This window comes from Bacillus subtilis subsp. subtilis str. 168, assembly GCF_000009045.1.
Taxonomy (GTDB): Bacteria; Bacillota; Bacilli; order Bacillales; family Bacillaceae; genus Bacillus; species Bacillus subtilis.
Genome location: NC_000964.3, coordinates 3,495,785 through 3,516,230 on the forward strand (window position 1 = coordinate 3,495,785; position 20,446 = coordinate 3,516,230).

Consider the following 20,446-nt stretch of genomic DNA (forward strand, 5'->3'; position numbering starts at 1 on the left):
TTCTGACAATGGAAGGAAAGAGTTTTCTAGGGATATTTTCATTTGTGGCATATCAAAAACACTCCCGATCTCCCAGGAGTGCAGTATATGGTTAGATCCAGCCCTTTTCCTCAGCGATGCTGGCGGCTTCTGTCCGATTTTTCGCATTAAGCTTTTGGATGATTTCTGAGATATAGTTTCGAACTGTGCCTTGAGATAAATAGAGCTCCAGCGTAATGTCTTTTGTTGTCTTGCCTAAAGCCGCAAGCCTCAGAATTTCTTGCTCTCTAACGGTTAGCGGATTTTCGTCTCGCATCATATTAAACGTCAGCTCAGGGCTGAAGACACGTTTTCCCTTTACACATTTTCGAATGGCATCGGCCAGATCGTCAATTTCACCGTCTTTCAGCAGATAGCCATGTGCACCGGCCTTTACGGCGCGTTCAAAATATCCGGGGCGGGCAAAGGTGGTTAAAATAATGACCTTGCTGACGCAGCCTTTTTTCATTAATTCCTCTGCCACATTCAGCCCGCTTCGAACCGGCATTTCAATGTCCATAATGCATACATCCGGCTCCAGCTTCAAAATAGCATGTAGCGCCTCTTCCCCGTTTAATGCTTGTCCGATGACTGTCATATCCTCTTCTAAATCAAGCAAAGATCCCAAAGCGCCTAAAAGCATTCGCTGGTCCTCAGCAATAAACAGACGAATCATTCTTTTCGTCCTCCAATCATTCTGCTTTTTTAATAAGCGGAATCGTCAGTGCCACAACCGTTCCGTTATGGTCTGAAACCGTTAATCCCCCTTCAATGAGCATGAGCCGTTCTTCCATTCCCCACAGGCCATTCCCAAACATTTTCTCCTTCGGCGCTCCCTTTCCGTCATCCCGTATTACGATCCTCATTTTGTCAGCAAATTGAGAAATGGTGATGGCACAGTGGGTTGCTTTGCTGTGCTTGATAATGTTAGTCACGGCTTCCCGCATACACATACTGATAATATTTTGAGTGACGGGAGATATCACTGAAAAGTCGTCGGCTCCTTCGTATTGAAAGGTAATGTTCCCCGCTCTTAATATGTGCTGAATGTTTACGAGCTCCTCTGTTATCGTGACCGTTCTCATATCAGAAACCAGCTCTCGAACTTGCTTGAGTGCGGAGCGTGAACTGGTTTCCATTTCTTTTGCCTCAAGCTTGGTCCGTTCTGGATCAGATGCAGCCAGCCGCTGAATGAGCTGGCTTTTTAATGTAAGCAGCGACAGGGTGTGGCCAAGAGTATCGTGAAGATCACGGGCGATTCGAACACGTTCCTCCCTTTTAGAGAGTTCTTTTATCTGTTCGTTGGCTTGTGCAAGCTTAGCTTCAAGCTCAATCCTCCGAAACATAGAACGAATTCCGAATGGAGAAATGAGCATAATGACGAGAAACGGGAGAACAGAAAAAAGCTCCCGAAGCGAGACCGAATTCGCGATAAATTGGTATAGGCATGGAAAAAGCAGTATAAAGATTAAAGCGCAGAACGCACGGTTAAAATTCGTTTTCTCTTTGTAATAACCAACAAAGTTTGCCGGAAAAAAACCTAAGTATATATAGGTGATATTGTAAAACACACTATACATCAAAATAACCGCCATTTGCACGATAAGCCAATATGTAAACGAAGCTTTGCCCACGCTGCAGAATAACTGGCGATATGCCGCTACAAAAAGGAGCAGCATACCATATCCGATCCCCTGTTTGACCCCTGATTCTTTTAATAAAGAGAGGAACGGCATAATCGTATACACCAGAAAGATATAAGGGAAAAACCCGAATTCCTTCGGGAAAATAGATATTGCCTTTTTCATGTATTACACCGCTTCTTGTTTTCTTCTTATATATTTAGATAGTAGCATGAAGAGCATCATATAAGCGATTAATATCAGAATATTTTTCCAAGTCGGACTCCCACCCCGGACAAGTTCCCACGCTCCGCTCCCGAAATGATAAGACGGAAGCCACTGGCCAATGCTCTGCATCATGTCAGGCATGACCTCAAACGGCATCCACATCCCTCCGCCTAAAGCCAGCAGCATATAAAGCACATTACTGATTCCGGCCGCTGTTTCTACTTTTCTCATGAGGCCGATTAGTGTGCCTAATGCTAAAAAAGGCAATGCGCCAAACAAAATCCACAGTCCGCTCATCATCCATTCAAACGGTGACAAGGCAATATCATTGATGATTGCGCCGAACAGAAATATGACGGTAATTGATAAAACGTGAATGACACTTTGGCCGATCATCTGAGCTGATAAATAGATATGATCCGGAAGAGGCGTAAGGCGGATAAAGGCGGCCCAGCCTTGTGACCGTTCTTGTACCATTCGGATGCCAAGCGTCATGATAGAGGAACCCATCACGCTGAAGACTGTCATCGACATCAGGTAATGGGCTTCCCATGCACGTTGATCAGGGACGTTGGTATTCACTACATTTGTAAAGAAATAATAAAAGGCAATCGGCATGATCAGAGACCAAAGCACAAAGTACTTGTTCCTAAGCACCCTTTTCATTTCAGCGATGCTTTGCTTTTGCAGCACGTTCACTCACATCGCCTCCCTGTTGCCGTCAGCCAGCTGGCGAAATGCCTCATCGAGCGTTGCTTGCTCAATTCGAATATCCCGTGCATGTATGTTTTCTTGAAAGATCAGCGCCAACACTTTGTCTGTATTTGATGTCTGGATGATGGTTCTCTCATGCTCGTGGATCACTCTCTCGACTTCCGGGTGACAAGACAGCCTTTCCAATGATTCACTTGAATGAAGCGTAAAGGAAACAGACTGTTTTTGAATTCTTGAGCGGATTTGCATTGGTGAGCCGTCTGCAACAAGCTGTCCTTCAGTAAAAAATAGGATTCGCTGTGCGGCATCATCTGCTTCCTGTAAATAATGAGTTGAAAAAATAATCGTTTTTCCTTGGTCCGACAGTCCGTGAATGGTCTGCCAGAATCGGTGTCTTGATGAAGTGTCCATGCCGACTGTCGGTTCATCAAGTATAAGCAGCTCCGGGTTCCCGGCAAGAGCCAAAGCAAAGCTCAAACGGCGTTTTTGTCCGCCGGATAATTTTTCTGCTCTTGTTTTCAAATCTTCTTTGGTGAGTGCTGTTAACGAAACGAGTTCTTTCATGGACAATGGATTCGGATAATAGCTCCGGAAGAGTTCAAGGATTTCATCCACCTTAAGGCCCGGCATGACACTTACTTCCTGAAGCATTACACCTATTTTTTCACGAACCTGTTGATCATCGGGAACCCGGTTAAATAGTTTGATTTCTCCCTCACTCGGTTTCAGCAATCCTAATATCATCGAGACGACGGTCGTCTTCCCTGCCCCATTTGGCCCGAGAATGGCTGCAATTTCTCCTTTTTCAATACTGAAGCTGATGTTGTTTACAGCGGTTTTTCGCTGGAAATGTTTTGTCACGTTGCTTACTGTTACTGCTTCTTTCATCACATGAGCACCTCCTGATCGTTTACATTGATTGTAAAATGACGGAGAAGACGATGTTAGTATGGGGTGTCATGATGATGGAGTGACAAATGTCATTTTTTTCTCACCCCGGTGTCTAGGCAATCCTCCTCCTGCATCTTCCAATTCATCCATCTTTTCTATCTCCCATGTCCTCTTTCTTTTAAACTGCTGTGACATTCATAGAAAGATACACTCTTCAAACCATCCGAGTGTTATGATAGAAATATTGAACTTTATATTACTTTCCGGCTGAAAGGAGCCAATCATGAACGAAGCGATTTTGTCTAGAAATCATGTGAAGGTGAAAGGCAGCGGCAAAGCATCTATCATGTTCGCACCTGGTTTTGGATGCGATCAAAGCGTGTGGAATGCCGTGGCACCTGCCTTTGAAGAAGATCATCGGGTGATTTTATTTGATTACGTCGGTTCGGGACATTCAGATTTGCGCGCATATGACCTGAATCGTTACCAGACACTTGACGGCTATGCCCAGGATGTTCTTGATGTTTGTGAAGCTTTAGATCTGAAGGAAACCGTGTTTGTGGGTCACTCCGTCGGGGCCTTGATTGGGATGCTTGCATCCATCCGCCGCCCGGAGCTTTTTTCCCATCTGGTGATGGTGGGGCCTTCTCCTTGCTATTTGAATGATCCGCCTGAGTATTACGGAGGATTTGAAGAGGAGCAGCTCCTTGGCTTGCTGGAGATGATGGAGAAAAATTATATCGGCTGGGCGACTGTATTTGCGGCAACCGTTCTGAATCAGCCAGATCGGCCTGAAATTAAGGAAGAGCTTGAAAGCCGTTTTTGTTCTACTGATCCTGTCATTGCCCGCCAATTCGCGAAAGCGGCGTTTTTTTCTGATCACCGAGAGGATCTTTCGAAGGTAACGGTTCCCTCTCTTATTCTCCAATGTGCAGATGATATCATCGCACCTGCAACAGTAGGTAAGTATATGCATCAGCATCTGCCTTATAGCAGTCTGAAACAAATGGAGGCTCGCGGACATTGCCCTCATATGAGCCATCCAGATGAGACGATACAGCTGATCGGCGATTATTTAAAAGCACACGTGTGATATAGGAACGAAAGGGATAGAGGTGACCCTCTTAGATGGACAAACAATTGAATGATGCACCATGCGGTTTCCTCGCTTTGTCAGAAGAGGGGTCGATCATAGCTGCCAACCGCACCCTTATCAAGATTCTGGATTATGAACCGGAGCAGGTTATCGGCCAGCACATGAATATGATGTTGACCATTCCCGCGCAGCTTTTCTGCCAGCTTTATTTTTTTCCGCTTTTGAAATTGGAGCATCACATCGAAGAAATATACATTTCCCTGAAAGCAAGAGATGGAGAAGAAATTCCCGTCCTTATCAATGCTATTGCGAGACACGATAGCGGGGCTTCTGTCTTTGATTGTGTTCTGATTCCAATGCGAAAGCGAAATGAATATGAAAATGAGCTGCTGATAGCCAGAAATGAGGCTCAGGAAGCTTTGCTTGCCAAACAGAAAGCCAATGCGGAGTTAGAAATTGCCTTGGAAACGCTGAAAGCAAAACAAGAAGAACTTCTTGAGATCAATAAACAAAATCAACAATTTAAATTAAACACCAAAAGAGAGCTTGAACTCGCCAGAAAGATCCAGAAAAACTCGTTGACTGAACCGATTGTAAACGATCAGGTTCAGATTGACTCTTATTACAACGCATCGAGTGAATTGTCAGGTGATCTTTACGGATATTATCAAATCGATGAACACCGTTACGGCATTATTATCCTTGATGTGATGGGGCACGGAATTTCATCTGCATTGATTACGATGTCTCTTCATCCTTTGTTCCAGCGCCAGATCACGCAAGGTCTCAGCCCCGTTAAAGTTATGAAGGAATTGGACCGGCACCTTCACAGCTTGTTTCAAAATGATGAGGAAGCAAGACATTATTGCACTGCTATTTATCTCGAGATTGATATAGCACGGCAAAGAATTGATTATGTCAACGCAGGGCATCCGCCGGCACTTTGGCAGGACGATAGCGGAACTCAACATCTGCTTCACGCGACCTCGCCTCCGATCGGGATGTTTGAAGACTTAGAGTTTCAGTCAAGCAGCCTTTCATACACGGAGGACGGAAGATTGCTTCTGTATACGGATGGCGTGATGGATCCTACGGCTTCATGTTATTTATTTGATTTACTAAAGGATCATCCTGATTCGCCAATCGCTGACCTGAAGGAGAAAATCCTTACATCACTGCAGCATCAAAAGGAAGCTCATCATAAGAGTGATGACGAATGTTTTATATTAGTTGATGTAAAATAAAATGATCCATGAGACATAACAATGATTTGTTACATCTCATGGATTTTTTTGTTTCAGCGTTTCTTTGGAATATGTCCTGACTCCGCATATTGAAACACCTGCAAGGAAGGCAGCGGGTGTCCATTAAAATCAAATAAAGCTTGATTATCTACAGCACTTCCCCCATACCACTTCCCGGCGTCTTCAGGGTCGTATTCAGCAGCATAGCTGGACGCCCACCCTGACCCGTATGTTTCCCATAACACTTTGTTTTTCTCTATCTGTGTCTTCGGCCCGACTGGAATCCACGCCGGCTCCCAGTAGAAAACACCAAGTCCTGCTTTGCCCGTATTCGCCACTGCCTCCATTACATCTCTTACTGCAGTTGCCTGGCCTTGAACAGAAATTGGATATGGCAACGTCTGCCCGCTTTTTGGTGCTGTATTTCCATGCCCATCGCCATCCTCAGCGGTATAGGTGTACGATGTCTCCGCCACCATGACTTTTTTGCCGTACGTATTGGCAACAGCCTTCAGCACGGAGGTCAAATTTTGTAATGTGCCATGCCAGAAAGGATAATAGGAGCTAGCAAACACATCATAATCCACTTTGTTTTTGCTGAGTGTTTCTGCAATAAATGAATACCTTCCAGCCGTTTCAGGATTGGTAAAATGCAGGGCGACCAAAATATTTGAATTTGTCTCCCTGACCGCTCGGCTTCCTTCATTAAATAATTGGCACATCTTCGTCCAATCAGTCTCACCGGCAAATCCTCCTGTTGTTTCATTTCCGACCTGAACCATGCCGATGTCAACGCCTTCCTTGATCATCTTTTGCAGGCTTTGTTTCGTATACTCATAGAGCTTTGCTTTTTTTGCTTCAAAGCTGAGATTCGCCCAGGCTTTGGGCACCTTTTGTTTCGCTGGATCGGCCCAGAAATCAGAGTAGTGAAAGTCGGCCAGCACCTTCATTCCGTTCGCTGTCGCTCTTTTTCCGATTTCGATGGCTTTTTGAACATCATTGTTTCCCCCGCCATACCCGTTGCCATTTGAATCATACGGGTGATTCCAGATGCGGACGCGAACATAGTTGACCCCAGCCTGTTTTAAAGTTGTAAAGATATCCTGGCGTTTTCCGTTTGTATTGTAAAAGGTGACACCGCTGTTTTCCAAAGCAATAACGCTGGATACATCTGCCCCTTTGATAAAATCCTTGTTCATCCCCTCTACTTTTTTAACAAAAAGATCCTCTGCCCGAAGCTCTGACACGTGCTTCTCCTTCTCAATGGCAGCGGCATATCCTGTTGAACTACATGCACTCCACACGATGGCAGCCGCAAAGAACATTTTCACTTTGCTTTTCATGATTTCATCCCCCCAAGACTTAGCAAGCGTTTTCATTCTATAGAAAAAAGAATCCGCCCATATCGAGCGGAGCATCAGCCTAATGTGTGTTTACGACAATTCTCACTTCATACTTTTCCATCGTCAGGTCGCCTGACAATATGTCTCCTGTCATTATGTCCTTCACACTCTGATCAAACGTGACCAGCTGTTTTTCTTCCGTGAAATTCATGACAAAAATATAATCATTGTCCTGATCCTGCCTCGCTTGTACGGAGACGCCTTTTCCGTGCCGAACCGGAAAAACTGGAGAGAGAGACAGGTCTGTGATCAGACCCTCATAGAAATCACGCTGAAATTGATCCTCCAAACGCGCGCCGATAAAATACGCCTTGCCCTGCTGATACTCATGGCTTGTGACCGCTGGCGTGCGCGCATAAAAATCTTCTTGATACACCGCTTCCACTGAAGCTGTCTTTACATCAATCACGGTTGCATAATCCTTCATTTCATATATTTGGCTGCGGTAGCTGACAGCGTTTCGATCCTTCGGATACAGGGTGTCCGTTTCAAGAGGCTCAACTCCAAATATAGCTTGAAGATCCGGATGCCATCCGCCTGTGTATGTTAAGTCATGCTCATTCACAACCCCGCTGATATACGTCATGACTAAGGTGCCGCCGTCAGCCGTAAACGCTTTTAAACGGGAAACGGTGTCCTCGCTGATTAAATACAGCATCGGGACGATCAGCAGTTTATATGGTGAAAAGTCTTGTTCTTTCGTGATGACGTCGACAGGGATATCGTGTTCCCAGAATGTGCGGTAATGCTGCTGAAGCGTTTGCGGATAACGTTTTGTCGCCTTCGCAAACCCCTGAGCATCCTCGAGCGCCCAATGATTTTCCCAGTCATATAAAATCGCGGTTTGAGCCGGCCTCTTCGTTCCGACAACTTCGGACAGCCGTTCCAATGTCTCGCCTACCTTGGCCACTTCTTGAAAGACGCGGTTCTTCGGGCTATTGTCATGATCCACAACCGCTCCGTGTAATTTTTCTGATGACCCCCGTGATTTGCGGTATTGGAAATAGAGAACGCTGTCCGAGCCGTGGGCAATCATTTGCATGGATGACAGCAGATTCATGCCCGGGCGCTTTGCCTTGTTGACGTTATGCCAATTGACCGCGCTTGGCGTACACTCCATTAATAAGAAGGGCTGCTGCTTCAAGCTTCGGTACAGATCATTGATAAAGCCGACCTTCATCGCCAAATCAGCTGTGCTTTCCCAGTCATTGTGCCAGACAGGATAAGCGTCCCAGCTGATGGCATCGACATGCTTTGCAAATTTGCTGTAGTCGAGGCCCTGATACGGGATCAAATCCGGTGTGTCAGCCATAAAATTCGTTGTGATAGGGATATCAGGCGTCAATTCTTTCAGCGGAATGATTTCATTTTCATAAAACGAAATCGTTTGATCGGTGACGAACCGGCGCCAATCTAAATTCAGGCCATGCAAGCCATTTTCACCGATCGGCGAAGGGCTTTCAATTTGTGACCAGTCATTGAACGTATGGCTCCAAAAAGGGGTCCACCACGCATGGTTCAATGTCTTGAGGCTGTTGTCATATTTCGATTTCAGCCACTCCCGGAAAGCATGCTGGCATAAATCACAGTGGCAATCTCCCCCGTATTCGTTTGAAATGTGCCACATTAACAGCGCCGGGTGATGTCCGTATCGTTCTGCTAATAAGCGGTTGATGTGCCGTGTTTTTTCTCGGTAGACTTTAGATGTGAGGCAGTGGTTGTGCCTTCCGCCGTGCAGCTGTTTGACGCGGGAGGCATTGACGCGCAAAACTTCCGGATAGGTTTGCGACAGCCAGGCCGGACGGGCTCCGCTCGGCGTTGCTAATATGACCCGGCCGCCTATACTGTGAATCCGCTCAAAAATATCATCCAGCCATTCAAATTGATATACGCCCTCCTCCGGCTCAAGTGCGCTCCATGCAAAAATGCCGACAGAAAACGTATTCGTATGAGAAAGCTTCATCAGTTTGATATCGTCAGCTAAAATATCGGGCCGATCCAGCCACTGATCGGGGTTGTAGTCTCCCCCATGGAGCATAAATTTTGCTTTTGTTACGTGCGTTTTTTCAAGCTTTGACATCACATTCTCCTCCTTGTTCTCTTAGCCCTTCGTTCCGCCTGCGGTTAATCCGGACACAAAATTCTTTTGCAGCATAATAAAGATGACGGCAACCGGTATGCTGATAAGCAGGGCTCCGGCCGCAAATGTCGTATAGCTGGCCCCCATGACATCATTCACTAAATTGAATAGACCGACGGGCAATGTATATGATTCAGGCGTTCTCAATATGGTTGAGGACAGCACAAAATCTCCGAGCGGACCGGTAAAGCCGTTCATGGCCACGACTGCCGCCATCGGTTTTGATAATGGCAGAATGATCTGGAAGAAGATTCTGGTGCTGCTGGCTCCGTCAATCTTGGCGCTTTCGTCTAAATCCATCGGAATGGAATCCATGTACCCTTTCATCAAATACGTATTCATCGGGATCAGGCCGCCGATATAAAGCAAGATTAGCAGCCAGTGGCTATTGATCATTCCCAAGATTTGCGCCAGCACAAACAAGGCAATTAAAGCTGAAAACTGAGGAATCATCTGCAGCAATAAAAAGAGCGTTAAAGCGTATTTCCTCCCTTTAAACCGAAAGCGCGAAAACGCATAGGCCGTAAACGTCACACAGAGCAAAGACCCTGCCATTGTAAACAGGCTGATCTTCATAGAGTTGACATACCACTGCACATATTGAAGGCTTTCCTTGCCCGCAAATAATTCCTTGTAATGATCGAATGTCGGATGCTTCGGAATGATGGATGTACTGATTAAGCTGTTGCCGGGATTAAAGCTTGCGCCTGCCGTCCAAAGGAGAGGATAAACAATGATGACCGCCATAAAGGCTAGCAACAAGTAAGAGAAAAGGAGACGGATATATCTTCTGACTTTCATATCTGCCAGCATACCTTATGCCTCCTCTTTAAAAGACTTTGTCTGTCTGAACTGCCACAATGCGATGGAGATAACAAATACAGATAATAAAATGGTTAAAGCCGCAGCAAGTGAATATTGGCTGGACTGCATTGTCAATTTATAAATCCATGAAACGAGGATATCTGTCCCGCCGGCTGTTGATCCGGTTACAGCCGGACCTCCGCCATTGAATAGATAGATAATATTAAAGTTATTAAAGTTAAACGTAAACTGAGTAATGATAATCGGAGCCATTGCAATGAACACCATCGGAAGCGTGATGTATCTCAGCTTTGAAAAGACAGAAGCGCCATCAATCGTAGCTGCTTCATACAGATCGTCCGGGATGGATTGCAATACGCCTGTTGAGACGAGAAAGATGTACGGAAATCCGAGCCAGCCCTGCATGAGAATCAATGCAAGCCTCGACCAATTGGCATCTGTCATCCACGGAAGCGGATCTATCCCGAAGAAAGCCAAGATGTCGTGATTCATCGCACCGAAGCTATCATTAAACAGTCCCGCAAAAATTAAAATCGTCACAAAACCGGGAACGGCCCATGGCAAAATCAGAATCGTCCGAAAAAAACGTTTAAACCGAAGGTCTTTCTGGTTAACAATGATCGCGAGAAAAATCCCCAAGGTGACTTGCAGTGTGGATGCAGCAAGTGTCCAAACCACCGTCCAAGCCAGTACATCAAAAAAAGTCGACCTCCAAATATCAACTGTGAAAATATTTGCGAACGTTTGAAAACCGACCCAATCAATTAATTTTGCAGGAGGAGAATGATACAAATCATAGTTTGTAAACGCTAATGCAAAGCTGAATAAGATAGGAAAGATCACGGCGAAAATTAAAATAAACAAAGATGGGCCGCTGACGACATAAGGATAGCCCTCAGAAATGATATGCTGGTATTGTTCCTTTAAGGAACTTAATGGCTTATTTTCATCACGCTGTTTTCCGCTTTGGAACGCATCGCGAAGATTTACATAATACACCGCAAGGCCAAAGCAGGTCACGATGACAGCAATAATCCCTTCCGCCAGCAGAAAAACGGAATTATCCCGCGGCACTTCTGTTCCCAGTGTAAAGATTCCCCAAAACCCCATATTGAGCAGATCTCCAAAGACCGCAAAAAACGATGCGCCTAAGAAAAGAAAGACAATACCTTTTATCCATTGCTTGTTATAAAATTGCCCGAGTCCCGGAATGATAGAAAGCAACAAAGCGACTTGACGATGCTGCACCGTTTTCACCTCTCTTACAATACAAATCTAGCTTTCTCTTTATTTTCCGCTGTGCTTTGCCTTAATTTGTCCTTTGGCCGTTTCAGCTGCTTGATCCAATGCTTGTTTCGGATCTGCCTTCCCTGTTGCAACCGTCTGTAATGCTGAATCAGCCGGCGTCCATATTTCATTCATTTCCGGAATATTTGGTGTTGGCTCTGAGAAACGGGATTGTTCAGTAACAGCCCGTGCCGCCTCGCTTTTCATAATAGCCGGGTCATTGGCTAGGGATTTCACAGCAGGAACTTCTTTCGTTTCTTCATATCGTGTTTTAGAATTTTTTTCATTTGCCAGGAAAACGGCTAATTCTTGCGCCAGCTCTTCATTCTTTGAAAATGCACTGACGTTGTAGCTTTTGACGCCGATAAAGGAGCTCATGTTTTTCCCATTTTCCAGCTTCGGCAGTTTCGTAATGCCATAATTGATTCCTGCATTCGAAAAGGCTTCTACATTCCATGGACCAGAAATAATTGCGGCGGCTTTTCCTTCTGTGAACAGCGATTCCAACACGTTAATCCCTTGTTCTCCAATAATGCCAGCCGGGAACAGGCCATCTTTGTAAAACTTCTGAATCAGCGCCGCACCTTTGACAGCTCCTTCATTATTGATTCCAATGTCTGACGGGTTATAGCTCCCATCTTTGGCCTTTCCAAAAATGTATCCGCCATATCCGCTCATCACACTTTCTGCATAATAAATTTGATCGAATAGGGCTAAAAAGCCAAATTTGCTGCCGTCAGCAGTCTTTTTGGAATAGTCGTACCACTCTTCCAGCGTTTTGGGCAATTCCTTTTCTGTGATGAGATCTTTGTTGTAAAAAAGCACAGTCGTTTCGACCGCTTTTGGCAGTCCATAAAGCTTTTGATCTACCATTTGAGACTGAATGGAAGCGTCAGTATAAAGTGATTGAACGTCTTTTTTGACATGTAATTCCTTGAGTAATCCTTCCGTGACAGCGGTTCCGATTTGGTCCCCTGGCATTGTTAACACGTCAGGGCCTGTGCCGGCCGGTCCATCCATTCGCAAATCTTCAATCTGCTTGGCATACGGTTTTTCAACGACTTTGACCTTCACATCATGCTCTTTTTCAAATGCAGCCACAGCGTCTTTAATGCCGTTGCTCTTTTCTTTATCCTCCCATACAACAAGCTCTGACCCTTTTGAACTCGATTTGGCGCTGCTGCTTTCCTTTGGGCCGCAAGCCGCCAAGGATAAACTGACAGCTGCGCAGAGCATGAATACGGAACACTTTTTTGCCATTTTCATTGATTGTCACCCTTTCGGTAGGAATGAAAGCGCTTTAAAGATAATATAGCATGCCTGAGAAAATGTGTAAACAAACTATTTACTTCATAGAGTAAATTTTTTTACCTAAATAAAAAATGACTTAGTGTCCTAAGTCATCCTTAATTCATACTCTTCCTGACGATTAATTCTGCGCCCACATATAATGTTTTTACCGTTCTTCTCTTGTCCTGCACTTGTTCAAGCAGTAATTGAACAGCGTTTTTACATAATTCATGTATATCAATATGAAACGTCGTCAGAGGAGGCGAGACATACTTCGCGAAGCTGATGTTGTTGATACTCACAATGCTTACCCTGTTTGGTATGGCAATTCCTTTTTCGTTCAGGGCTTGCAGACAGCCCACTGCAATCGGGTCCGCTGCAATCATAAAAGCAGTCGGAAGCTGATCGCCTAATGTGTCGATCGCTGCTGACATCAGGCGGTAGCCGTTTTCTACAGAGAATCCGCGATGACAGAAAATATAGCGCTCGTCCAGCATGGCTTTTTCCCTCATATAGGATCTGAAGGTTTGTTCACGGATGTCCATTTCATCCTGATTGGTATTCGGATTTTTGTATGTGCCGCCGATAAAACCGATGCTCTTATGCCCCTTCTCAGTCAGGATGTTTACCGTCTTCCTTGTCATTTGTGCCAAATCGGGCCTTACCGAGTCAAAATGATCGGGATCAGGAGTTGAATCGATGAACACGCCGTTTTCAGTGAGATTTCTGAGGAAAGCCAGCTCTTCATCTGAAAATGTGCCGACGGCAATAAACCCTTCCGTATGTTCAGGAATGCTCTCGATTCCATCCGCTATTTTATAAGTGGTCATATCGACATTGAATGCTTTCGCCAGTTTCTCTACTTCTAATCTCATCGTTTTAAAATAGACATCTTCTAATTCTTCTTTATCTGTCAGCCAATATAAAAACGCAATATGTTTCACCAGCGGCCTTACTGTTTTTTTGCGGTAATTGAGCTTTTCCGCCGCTTCATAGATTTTCTCCCGTGTCTCATCAGGAACAGAAAGGCTTTCATCGTTATTTAAAACGCGGGAAACGGTTGAGATTGAAAATCCCGCTTCCTGCGCGATATCTTTAATTGTCGCCATTGTATCTGCCTCCATTATTCAGCTCGCATTGTTTTAGTAAAATATTTTACTTTCTTTTTCACAAATGTCAAGTGCACAAAGCCCTCTGGCTGCCATGTAAAAAGACTGAACCATTTGCGGCTCAGTCTCAGTTGTTCGTATCATTCGGAACCGGCGGAATTGCCCGGGAAATGAGTTGGTTATTGCACATTTTCCTCGAAATATCCCGAAAGCACATCTTCCACATTCGTCAAATGCGCCAGCATGGCGGCTTCCGCCTGTGCACCGTTCCCGGCAGCCACAGCATTGTAAATCCGTTCGTGCTCCTCATACAGCCGCTGAACGGAGGTCTTCTTGGAAAACAGCCAGATTTTCCTCGTTTCCCTCATTGTTTCCAGCAGCAATGATGACACGTGATTCATCAAGTGTTTAAGAAGTTCATTTTGAGAAGCGTCCGCAAGCGCAAGATGAAATGCAAAGTCTGCTTTCTCTCCCAGCTCCCCGTCCGCTTCAATGCTGCCCATTTCCTTTAGTGCATCCTGAATTCTTTCGAGATCTGCTTCTGTCCTTTTTTCAGCCGCTAGTGAAGCCACGCCGATTTCAAGCAGTTTTCTGACCTCGAGCAGCTGCTTGACGTCCTCTTTTTTCATCAGAAGGGCGGCTGAGAGCGGCTGAGAAATTTGATTGAGCTCAAATTCCTTCAGATACGTGCCTTCTCCCTGTTTCATTTCGACAAGCCCCATCGCTTTTAGCGCAGAAAGTGCTTCGCGAACCGCTGAACGGCTGACTTGAAAGCTCTCAGCAAGCGCCTGAACAGAGTCCAGTTTATCCCCCGGCTTCAATTCGCCATTTTTGATCATATCTAATAGGGCATCCGCTACTTCTTCATATATTTTTTTGTTTTAATCTGTTTATATTTCAATGCAATTCACCCCGTAACTTGTAGGTCTGGCTGTTTACGATCTATTATACTCTGTTTTGTGGGCCGCCAAAAGATTTTGACTATTTTGTCAAAAAGTCTTGTACTTTGATTTTTTTCAAAATATAATGCTAGGTAACTGGTCTTATTACCCAGTCATCAGATGATCATATCATCTATAGAAACCGCTTACATATGGCGCCAGTTTATGTTTCAAGGAGGGGTTTGGGATGCAATGGACACAGGCATATACGCCTATAGGGGGAAATTTGCTATTATCAGCGCTTGCCGCACTTGTACCGATTATTTTCTTTTTTTGGGCACTCGCGATTAAACGGATGAAGGGGTATACAGCAGGCTTGGCCACATTGGGGATCGCCCTTATCATTGCTGTATTGGTTTATCGTATGCCGGCGGAAAAAGCGCTGATGTCCGCGACACAAGGAGCCGTATACGGATTGTTGCCGATCGGCTGGATCATTGTGACGTCTGTTTTTTTGTATAAAATCACTGTGAAAACGGGACAGTTTGATATCATTCGCAGCTCTGTTCTCTCGATTACTGATGACCGACGGCTTCAAGCTCTCTTGATCGCTTTTTCATTCGGGGCTTTTTTAGAAGGGGCAGCAGGCTTCGGAGCGCCGGTCGCCATTTCTGCCGCGCTGCTGGTCGGTCTCGGCTTTAATCCTCTTTATGCTGCGGGGATCTGTTTGATCGCCAATACGGCGCCGGTTGCCTTTGGGGCAATTGGGATTCCAATTACAGCCGTAGAAGGGCCGACAGGGATTCCGGCGATGGAGATTTCGCAAATGGTTGGGCGGCAGCTGCCGTTTTTATCCGTATTTATTCCTCTTTATTTAATCATCATCATGAGCGGGTTCAGGAAAGCCTTGGAGATCTGGCCGGCGATTCTCGTATCCGGTGTTTCCTTTGCTGTTGTTCAATATCTCAGTTCCAATTTTTTAGGGCCTGAGCTGCCCGATGTTTTGTCAGCTCTTGTTTCAATGGCTGCGCTTGCTGTGTTTTTGAAATGGTGGAAGCCGAAAACAACATTCCGGTTTGCCGGTGAACAAGAGTCGGCCGCCTCAATTGAAACGGCGCGCACAAATCCGGCGGCGCCTGCATACAGAGGCGGACAGATTTTTAAGGCTTGGTCGCCATTTCTGCTGCTGACGGCGATGATTTCCGTATGGGGCATTCCATCTGTCAAATCCGCGCTGACCGGGCATTATGAAGGCTCTGCGGTGTTCTTGAAGTGGCTGAATGCTGTTGGAGAAAAACTGACTTTTTCCCCCGGTGTGCCTTTTTTGAACAATCAGATTGTCAATGCTGACGGTACGCCGATTGAAGCGGTTTACAAGTTGGAGGTGCTTGGTTCGGCCGGCACCGCGATATTGATTGCCGCAGTGCTGTCAAAATTCATCACGGCGATTTCGTGGAAAGACTGGGGAACCGTTTTTAAAGAAACAGTCCAGGAATTGAAGCTTCCGATTTTGACCATTGCTTCTGTCGTTGGTTTTGCCTATGTCACCAACTCCTCGGGAATGAGCACGACACTCGGGATGACACTCGCGCTGACAGGTTCGATGTTTACCTTCTTTTCGCCCGTTCTCGGCTGGCTCGGCGTCTTCATTACCGGCTCGGATACTTCTGCCAACCTGCTGTTCGGCAACCTGCAGAAAGTCACCGCATTATCAGTCGGCATGGACCCCGTTCTGTCTGTGGCCGCCAACTCTTCAGGCGGTGTCACAGGAAAAATGATTTCACCGCAGTCGATAGCGGTGGCGTGCGCCGCGGTAGGACTCGCCGGAAAGGAGTCAGATCTTTTCCGCTTTACCATTAAACACAGTCTGTTTTTGCTGCTGCTCGTCTGTATCATCACCTTTTTGCAGCATCACGTATTCAGCTGGATGATTCCTTAAAAAAATCCTCCCGTCTAGGGAGGATTTTATTTATATCGCTTTCTCGCTGCCGATGACGGAATATTCATTTGATCGCGATATTTTGCCACGGTGCGTCTCGAGATTTGGATGCCGTGTTGTTCATACAGCAAATCGACAAGCTTTTGGTCTGAAAGCGGTTTTGTTTTGTCCTCTTGATTGATCAGGTTTTCCAGATGCGTTTTGACTGCATAATTCGACGCATCTCCATCACCTGAAGCCTCGGCTTTTGCTGAGAAAAAGAGTTTCATCTCAAACAGCCCGTAAGGCGTTTGTATTGTTTTCCCTTTAATGGCCCGGCTCACAGTTGATTCATGAAGGCTTAGACAGTCTGCCACCTCTCTGAGAGTCAGCGGCTTCATTGCGCTTCGCCCTTTCAGAAAGAAATCCTTTTGGCGTGTGATCAGTTCATTGATAATTCTCGTGATTGTCTGTTTTCGCTGCCGCAGCGCGCGGCTCAGCCAGCGCCACTCCTGATATTTCGCAGATAAATAGGAGACAGTATCCTGACAGGAGCCGGATGATAAAAGCGTTCTGTACTGCGGATGCAGATCGATCTCGGGAAACGAGCGGGTATTCAGTTCCGCTGCGATGTGCCCATTTTTTACGGTGATAAAAATGTCAGGCTCAATATACACATCTTGCTCTGGCCGGGCAAACAGAAGGCCAGGTCTAGGATGAAGAGCCGCGATATCATCTGAGATATCTTGAATGGTATGAAGCGGAATTCCCGTCTCTACTGAAAGCGTTTTCCATTTTTTTTGCGCAAAAGCATCAAAATGAGCTGAAACCAGCATTTCCGCTTGTTCATTTCTGTTCGGCAGCCGCTGTAATTGAAGAAGGATGCATTCCTGCAAAGATCTCGCGCCGATTCCAGCCGGTTCTAACGACTGGAGTTTTGCCAAAACAGCCTCCGCTTCCTTGGCCGATACAGATAATCGCCGTGCTGCCTCCTCTATATCTTCTTCCAAGTACCCGTTTGAATCAAGCGAATGAATCAGATAATTAAAAATCTTTTTTTCAGTGTTTGTCAGATTCATATCGAGTGACTGCTGTTTTAACGCATCCTGCAATGTTTTTTGCGGATTACTTAATTGAAGGCCCGCTTCCTGTGCATTCATCCTGTTTTTGTTTGTTTTATGGTAAGATAGTGGCGGTGTGTCTGTTTCCTTTCGTTCAATAAGAGGGTTTTCCAGTGAGAGCTCATCAATGTACTCGGCGAGTTCTGCCGAATGATAGCCAAGCAGCGTGATGGCCTGCCTGAGCTCCTGTGTCAGTTGAGGCTTTAATACTTGTACTTGCTGAAGTTTCATATCCATCTTGCTCACTCCCCTTTCTTCATTGTACATGATTGAGATCACACCGTATACATTTATGAAAAAGGAGCTGCCAAAGAAATGTCTGAACTTTTTTCCGTCCCTTATTTTATTGAGAATTTAAAACAGCATATTGAAATGAATCAGTCTGAGGATAAAATCCACGCGATGAACAGCTACTACCGTTCCGTCGTCTCAACACTAGTGCAGGACCAGCTGACGAAAAACGCAGTTGTCCTGAAACGGATTCAGCATTTAGATGAAGCATACAACAAAGTCAAACGTGGAGAATCAAAATAAACCTTCCGCTCACATGTGAGCAGGAAGGTTTTCCTTCTTTGAGGCGTGCTGGATGAGACGGGTGCTTGGCACGCCTTCCATCCAGGTATGAAAGTAATTGGCGTTTTTCCCGTAGGAATTATCAATGACCGTGTTTTCTTTTTGAAGAAGAGAAGACAGGATGTGGCCGTGCAGCCTTGATGTTTCCACCGATTCGTAACGGCTGAAAAACCGAATCGCTTTTTGGACGATATAATCCGAGTATTTTTCCCATATATACGCAATGGGCAAAGGGTTGCCTGCTTTTTTATTCAAGACGTTCAGCGTTTGGAGAAAAGCAATCGTCCGGCGGTCTGAAGCTGACAGCACCGTGCGCCAGTCGTAGCTTTCCGCTTCTGCGTGTTCCTGAAGCGCCTGGTTTGCTTCATGATCTGTTCGGATAAATCTCAGCTTTTGATTGGACGGCTGCTGCGTGGGAATGACGGGAAACAGCTGATGAGCCATATCAGGCAGAAGCTGAATGTGATTTGTTGTAAAATAGGCCTGTGCCGTAGCATAGGAGGCTTTTTCCCTTGTCATGATGTGAAGGTTCGCATGCTTAGAAAATATCTCTGCCGTCCGCTTGAGGTTGTCTTTGTTTTGAAAATAAATCGATTGCGGCAGGATCACAATTTTGTGGTTCGGATAGGTTTGGACGATTTTCTCTCTAAAGCCTTGATAATACGGATACAGATCCCCGAAGTTTCCGCCTCCCTGGCAGACGATGATGAGATTCGGATCAAGCTTTCGCCCGATTGGGAAATTGTCTGGATTCCAGCGTTTTCTGACCCGAATCCCGTGTTCTTTAAAGAAGGCTTCTGTTCCTTTCATAATAAATAAATCCCCTACATTCCCATATAGAGGATAGTCAGCATATATAATCTCTGATTGTTTCGGAATGACGTCGAGCAGCCCGGACAGTTTCTGTTTCAGGCTGATCATCGAATGCTTGCTGTCCATTTCTTCACCTCGACAGTATGGAATAAGTGCAGTAGCACTTCAATGACCCGGCCTTGCTCATCTTCTGTCATATTGGACCCCGATGGGAGACAGATTCCTCGCTTGAACAAATCTTCGCATACGCTTCCTGTATCTTCATGAGAATAAAATAAAGCCGGATCGAACAGCGGCTGGGTATGGAGCGGCTTCCACAGCGGACGGGCTTCAATGTTTTCTTCAGCAAGACGTTGAACTATGTCATATGGGCTGAGCCCGTTATCAAGTGTGAGCGTGGTGAGCCAGCGATTGGATACGCCTGCTGCGTACTCTGGCATAAAGCGGACGCCGTCTAAGTGACCGAGCGCATTTTTGTATCTCGTGAAAATGGTCCTTCTTTTCTCCACTCGCTCATCCAGCACCTCAAGCTGGGCAATGCCGACGCCGGCTAAGATATTGCTCAGCCTGTAATTATGTCCAATTTCACTGTGCTGATAATGAACAGCCGGCTCTCGTGCCTGCGAAGCGAGAAATCTTGCTTTTTCAATTGCGGCTTCATCATTTGAAACGAGCATCCCTCCCCCTGATGTGGTGATGATTTTGTTCCCGTTAAATGAAAAAATGCCGAAGCGCCCGAATGTTCCGCTTTGCTTCCCTTTATAGACTGTGCCGAGAGATTCGGCTGCGTCCTCAATGACAGGAACTCCGTATGCATCACACAGGCTTACGATTTCATCCATTTTCGCGCTCTGCCCATATAGATTGACGGCAATTACCGCTTTTGGCAGTGTTCCGTTTCTTTTCGCTTCCTCCAATGCTCTTTCAAGGGCTGTCGGCGACATATTCCACGTATCAGGCTCAGAATCAATAAAGACGGGCACCGCTTTTTCATATAGAATCGGATTGGCGGTTGCTACAAATGTGAAGGACTGGCAAAACACGCTGTCACCTTCTTTTACCTCAAGCAAACGCAGCGCGAGATGAATCGCCGCCGTTCCTGAGCCGACCGCAGCTGCTGCTTTTACACCGACTCGTTCTGCCAGCTGTTCTTCAAATGAATTCACGAGCGGCCCAAGCGGCGCAATCCAGTTTGAGCGAAAGGCTTCTGAAATATAGTGCTGCTCCCTGCCGCTCATATGAGGGGGAGATAAGTAGATTTTTTTATGCATAG

The 20,446-nt window shown here is 45.8% G+C and carries 18 protein-coding genes; 4 read left to right on the forward strand and 14 right to left on the reverse strand.

Going from position 1 to position 20,446, the window contains the following annotated elements; translation table 11 throughout:
* Nucleotides 1-91: 91 nt before the first annotated feature.
* From yvfU to yvfR, 4 genes are read right to left on the reverse strand one after another with little or no spacing between them, the layout of a single operon-like run.
* The gene (yvfU, locus tag BSU_34060) at nt 92-694 is read right to left on the reverse strand and encodes a two-component response regulator [YvfT] (protein ID NP_391286.1); all 603 of its coding nucleotides are present in this window, start codon (nt 692-694) and stop codon (nt 92-94) included.
* Between the two features lie 16 nt (nt 695-710).
* Entirely contained in the window at nt 711-1,826 is a 1,116-nt protein-coding gene (gene yvfT, locus BSU_34070; RefSeq protein ID NP_391287.2) for a two-component sensor histidine kinase [YvfU], read from the reverse strand.
* A gap of 3 nt (nt 1,827-1,829) precedes the next feature.
* Entirely contained in the window at nt 1,830-2,567 is a 738-nt protein-coding gene (yvfS, locus tag BSU_34080; RefSeq protein NP_391288.1) for a putative ABC transporter (permease), read from the reverse strand.
* Nucleotides 2,568-3,473 carry a putative ABC efflux transporter (ATP-binding protein) gene (yvfR, locus tag BSU_34090; RefSeq protein NP_391289.1) on the reverse strand — a complete coding sequence of 302 codons (906 nt, stop codon included), beginning with the start codon at nt 3,471-3,473 and terminating at the stop codon, nt 2,568-2,570.
* A gap of 283 nt (nt 3,474-3,756) precedes the next feature.
* Between yvfR and rsbQ the strand changes: the two genes are divergently transcribed.
* The gene (gene rsbQ, locus BSU_34100) at nt 3,757-4,566 is read left to right on the forward strand and encodes a regulator of RsbP phosphatase (protein NP_391290.1); all 810 of its coding nucleotides are present in this window, start codon (nt 3,757-3,759) and stop codon (nt 4,564-4,566) included.
* 35 nt (nt 4,567-4,601) lie between these two features.
* On the forward strand, nt 4,602-5,813 hold the full coding sequence (gene rsbP / locus BSU_34110) for a phosphoserine protein-phosphatase (protein ID NP_391291.1): 1,212 nt from the start codon (nt 4,602-4,604) through the stop codon (nt 5,811-5,813).
* A 53-nt stretch (nt 5,814-5,866) separates the two neighbouring features.
* Here rsbP and ganB read toward each other — a convergent pair whose 3' ends face one another.
* The 7 genes from ganB to lutR all read right to left on the reverse strand — a co-directional run bounded on the left by ganB (nt 5,867) and on the right by lutR (nt 14,706).
* A complete protein-coding gene (ganB, locus tag BSU_34120; protein ID NP_391292.2) occupies nt 5,867-7,156 on the reverse strand; it encodes an endo-beta-1,4-galactanase in 1,290 nt (429 codons plus the stop codon).
* Nucleotides 7,157-7,235: 79 nt separating this feature from the next.
* Complete coding sequence (gene ganA, locus BSU_34130) at nt 7,236-9,299, reverse strand: short chain beta-1,4-galacto-oligosaccharides beta-galactosidase (beta-galacto-pyranoside hydrolase) (protein NP_391293.1); 2,064 nt, start codon at nt 9,297-9,299, stop codon at nt 7,236-7,238.
* Nucleotides 9,300-9,317: 18 nt separating this feature from the next.
* Nucleotides 9,318-10,169: a galacto-oligosaccharides (galactan) oligomer permease gene (gene ganQ / locus BSU_34140; RefSeq protein ID NP_391294.1), complete on the reverse strand. Its 852-nt coding sequence runs from the start codon at nt 10,167-10,169 to the stop codon at nt 9,318-9,320.
* Between the two features lie 3 nt (nt 10,170-10,172).
* The gene (gene ganP, locus BSU_34150; RefSeq protein NP_391295.1) at nt 10,173-11,429 is read right to left on the reverse strand and encodes a galacto-oligosaccharides (galactan) oligomer permease; all 1,257 of its coding nucleotides are present in this window, start codon (nt 11,427-11,429) and stop codon (nt 10,173-10,175) included.
* Nucleotides 11,430-11,468: 39 nt separating this feature from the next.
* Nucleotides 11,469-12,734, reverse strand: a complete 1,266-nt coding sequence (gene ganS, locus BSU_34160; RefSeq protein ID NP_391296.1) for a polygalactose / cyclodextrin-binding lipoprotein — start codon at nt 12,732-12,734, stop codon at nt 11,469-11,471.
* Nucleotides 12,735-12,874: 140 nt separating this feature from the next.
* Nucleotides 12,875-13,867, reverse strand: coding sequence for a transcriptional regulator of the galactan degradation operon (GanR / beta-1,4-galactobiose) (gene ganR / locus BSU_34170; RefSeq protein NP_391297.1), 993 nt, complete (start codon nt 13,865-13,867; stop codon nt 12,875-12,877).
* A gap of 179 nt (nt 13,868-14,046) precedes the next feature.
* Nucleotides 14,047-14,706: an L-lactate utilization global transcriptional regulator (GntR family) gene (gene lutR, locus BSU_34180; protein ID NP_391298.2), complete on the reverse strand. Its 660-nt coding sequence runs from the start codon at nt 14,704-14,706 to the stop codon at nt 14,047-14,049.
* Between the two features lie 289 nt (nt 14,707-14,995).
* On the opposite strand from lutR, the gene lutP reads away from it, so the two are divergent.
* Nucleotides 14,996-16,687 carry an L-lactate permease gene (lutP, locus tag BSU_34190; protein NP_391299.1) on the forward strand — a complete coding sequence of 564 codons (1,692 nt, stop codon included), beginning with the start codon at nt 14,996-14,998 and terminating at the stop codon, nt 16,685-16,687.
* A gap of 26 nt (nt 16,688-16,713) precedes the next feature.
* On the opposite strand, the gene sigL is transcribed toward lutP, so the two are convergent.
* Complete coding sequence (gene sigL, locus BSU_34200; RefSeq protein ID NP_391300.1) at nt 16,714-18,024, reverse strand: RNA polymerase sigma-54 factor (sigma-L); 1,311 nt, start codon at nt 18,022-18,024, stop codon at nt 16,714-16,716.
* Nucleotides 18,025-18,102: 78 nt separating this feature from the next.
* Here sigL and yvfG point away from each other — a divergent pair, with 78 nt between their 5' ends.
* Nucleotides 18,103-18,321, forward strand: coding sequence for a hypothetical protein (gene yvfG / locus BSU_34210; protein NP_391301.1), 219 nt, complete (start codon nt 18,103-18,105; stop codon nt 18,319-18,321).
* Between the two features lie 9 nt (nt 18,322-18,330).
* Here yvfG and epsO read toward each other — a convergent pair whose 3' ends face one another.
* Together epsO and epsN are read right to left on the reverse strand one after the other, a co-directional pair.
* The gene (gene epsO / locus BSU_34220) at nt 18,331-19,299 is read right to left on the reverse strand and encodes a pyruvyl transferase for matrix biofilm formation (protein NP_391302.1); all 969 of its coding nucleotides are present in this window, start codon (nt 19,297-19,299) and stop codon (nt 18,331-18,333) included.
* The gene (epsN, locus tag BSU_34230; RefSeq protein ID NP_391303.2) at nt 19,278-20,444 is read right to left on the reverse strand and encodes a putative aminotransferase involved in biofilm matrix formation; all 1,167 of its coding nucleotides are present in this window, start codon (nt 20,442-20,444) and stop codon (nt 19,278-19,280) included. Before epsN ends, epsO begins: the two co-directional genes overlap by 22 nt.
* Nucleotides 20,445-20,446: the final 2 nt, after the last annotated feature.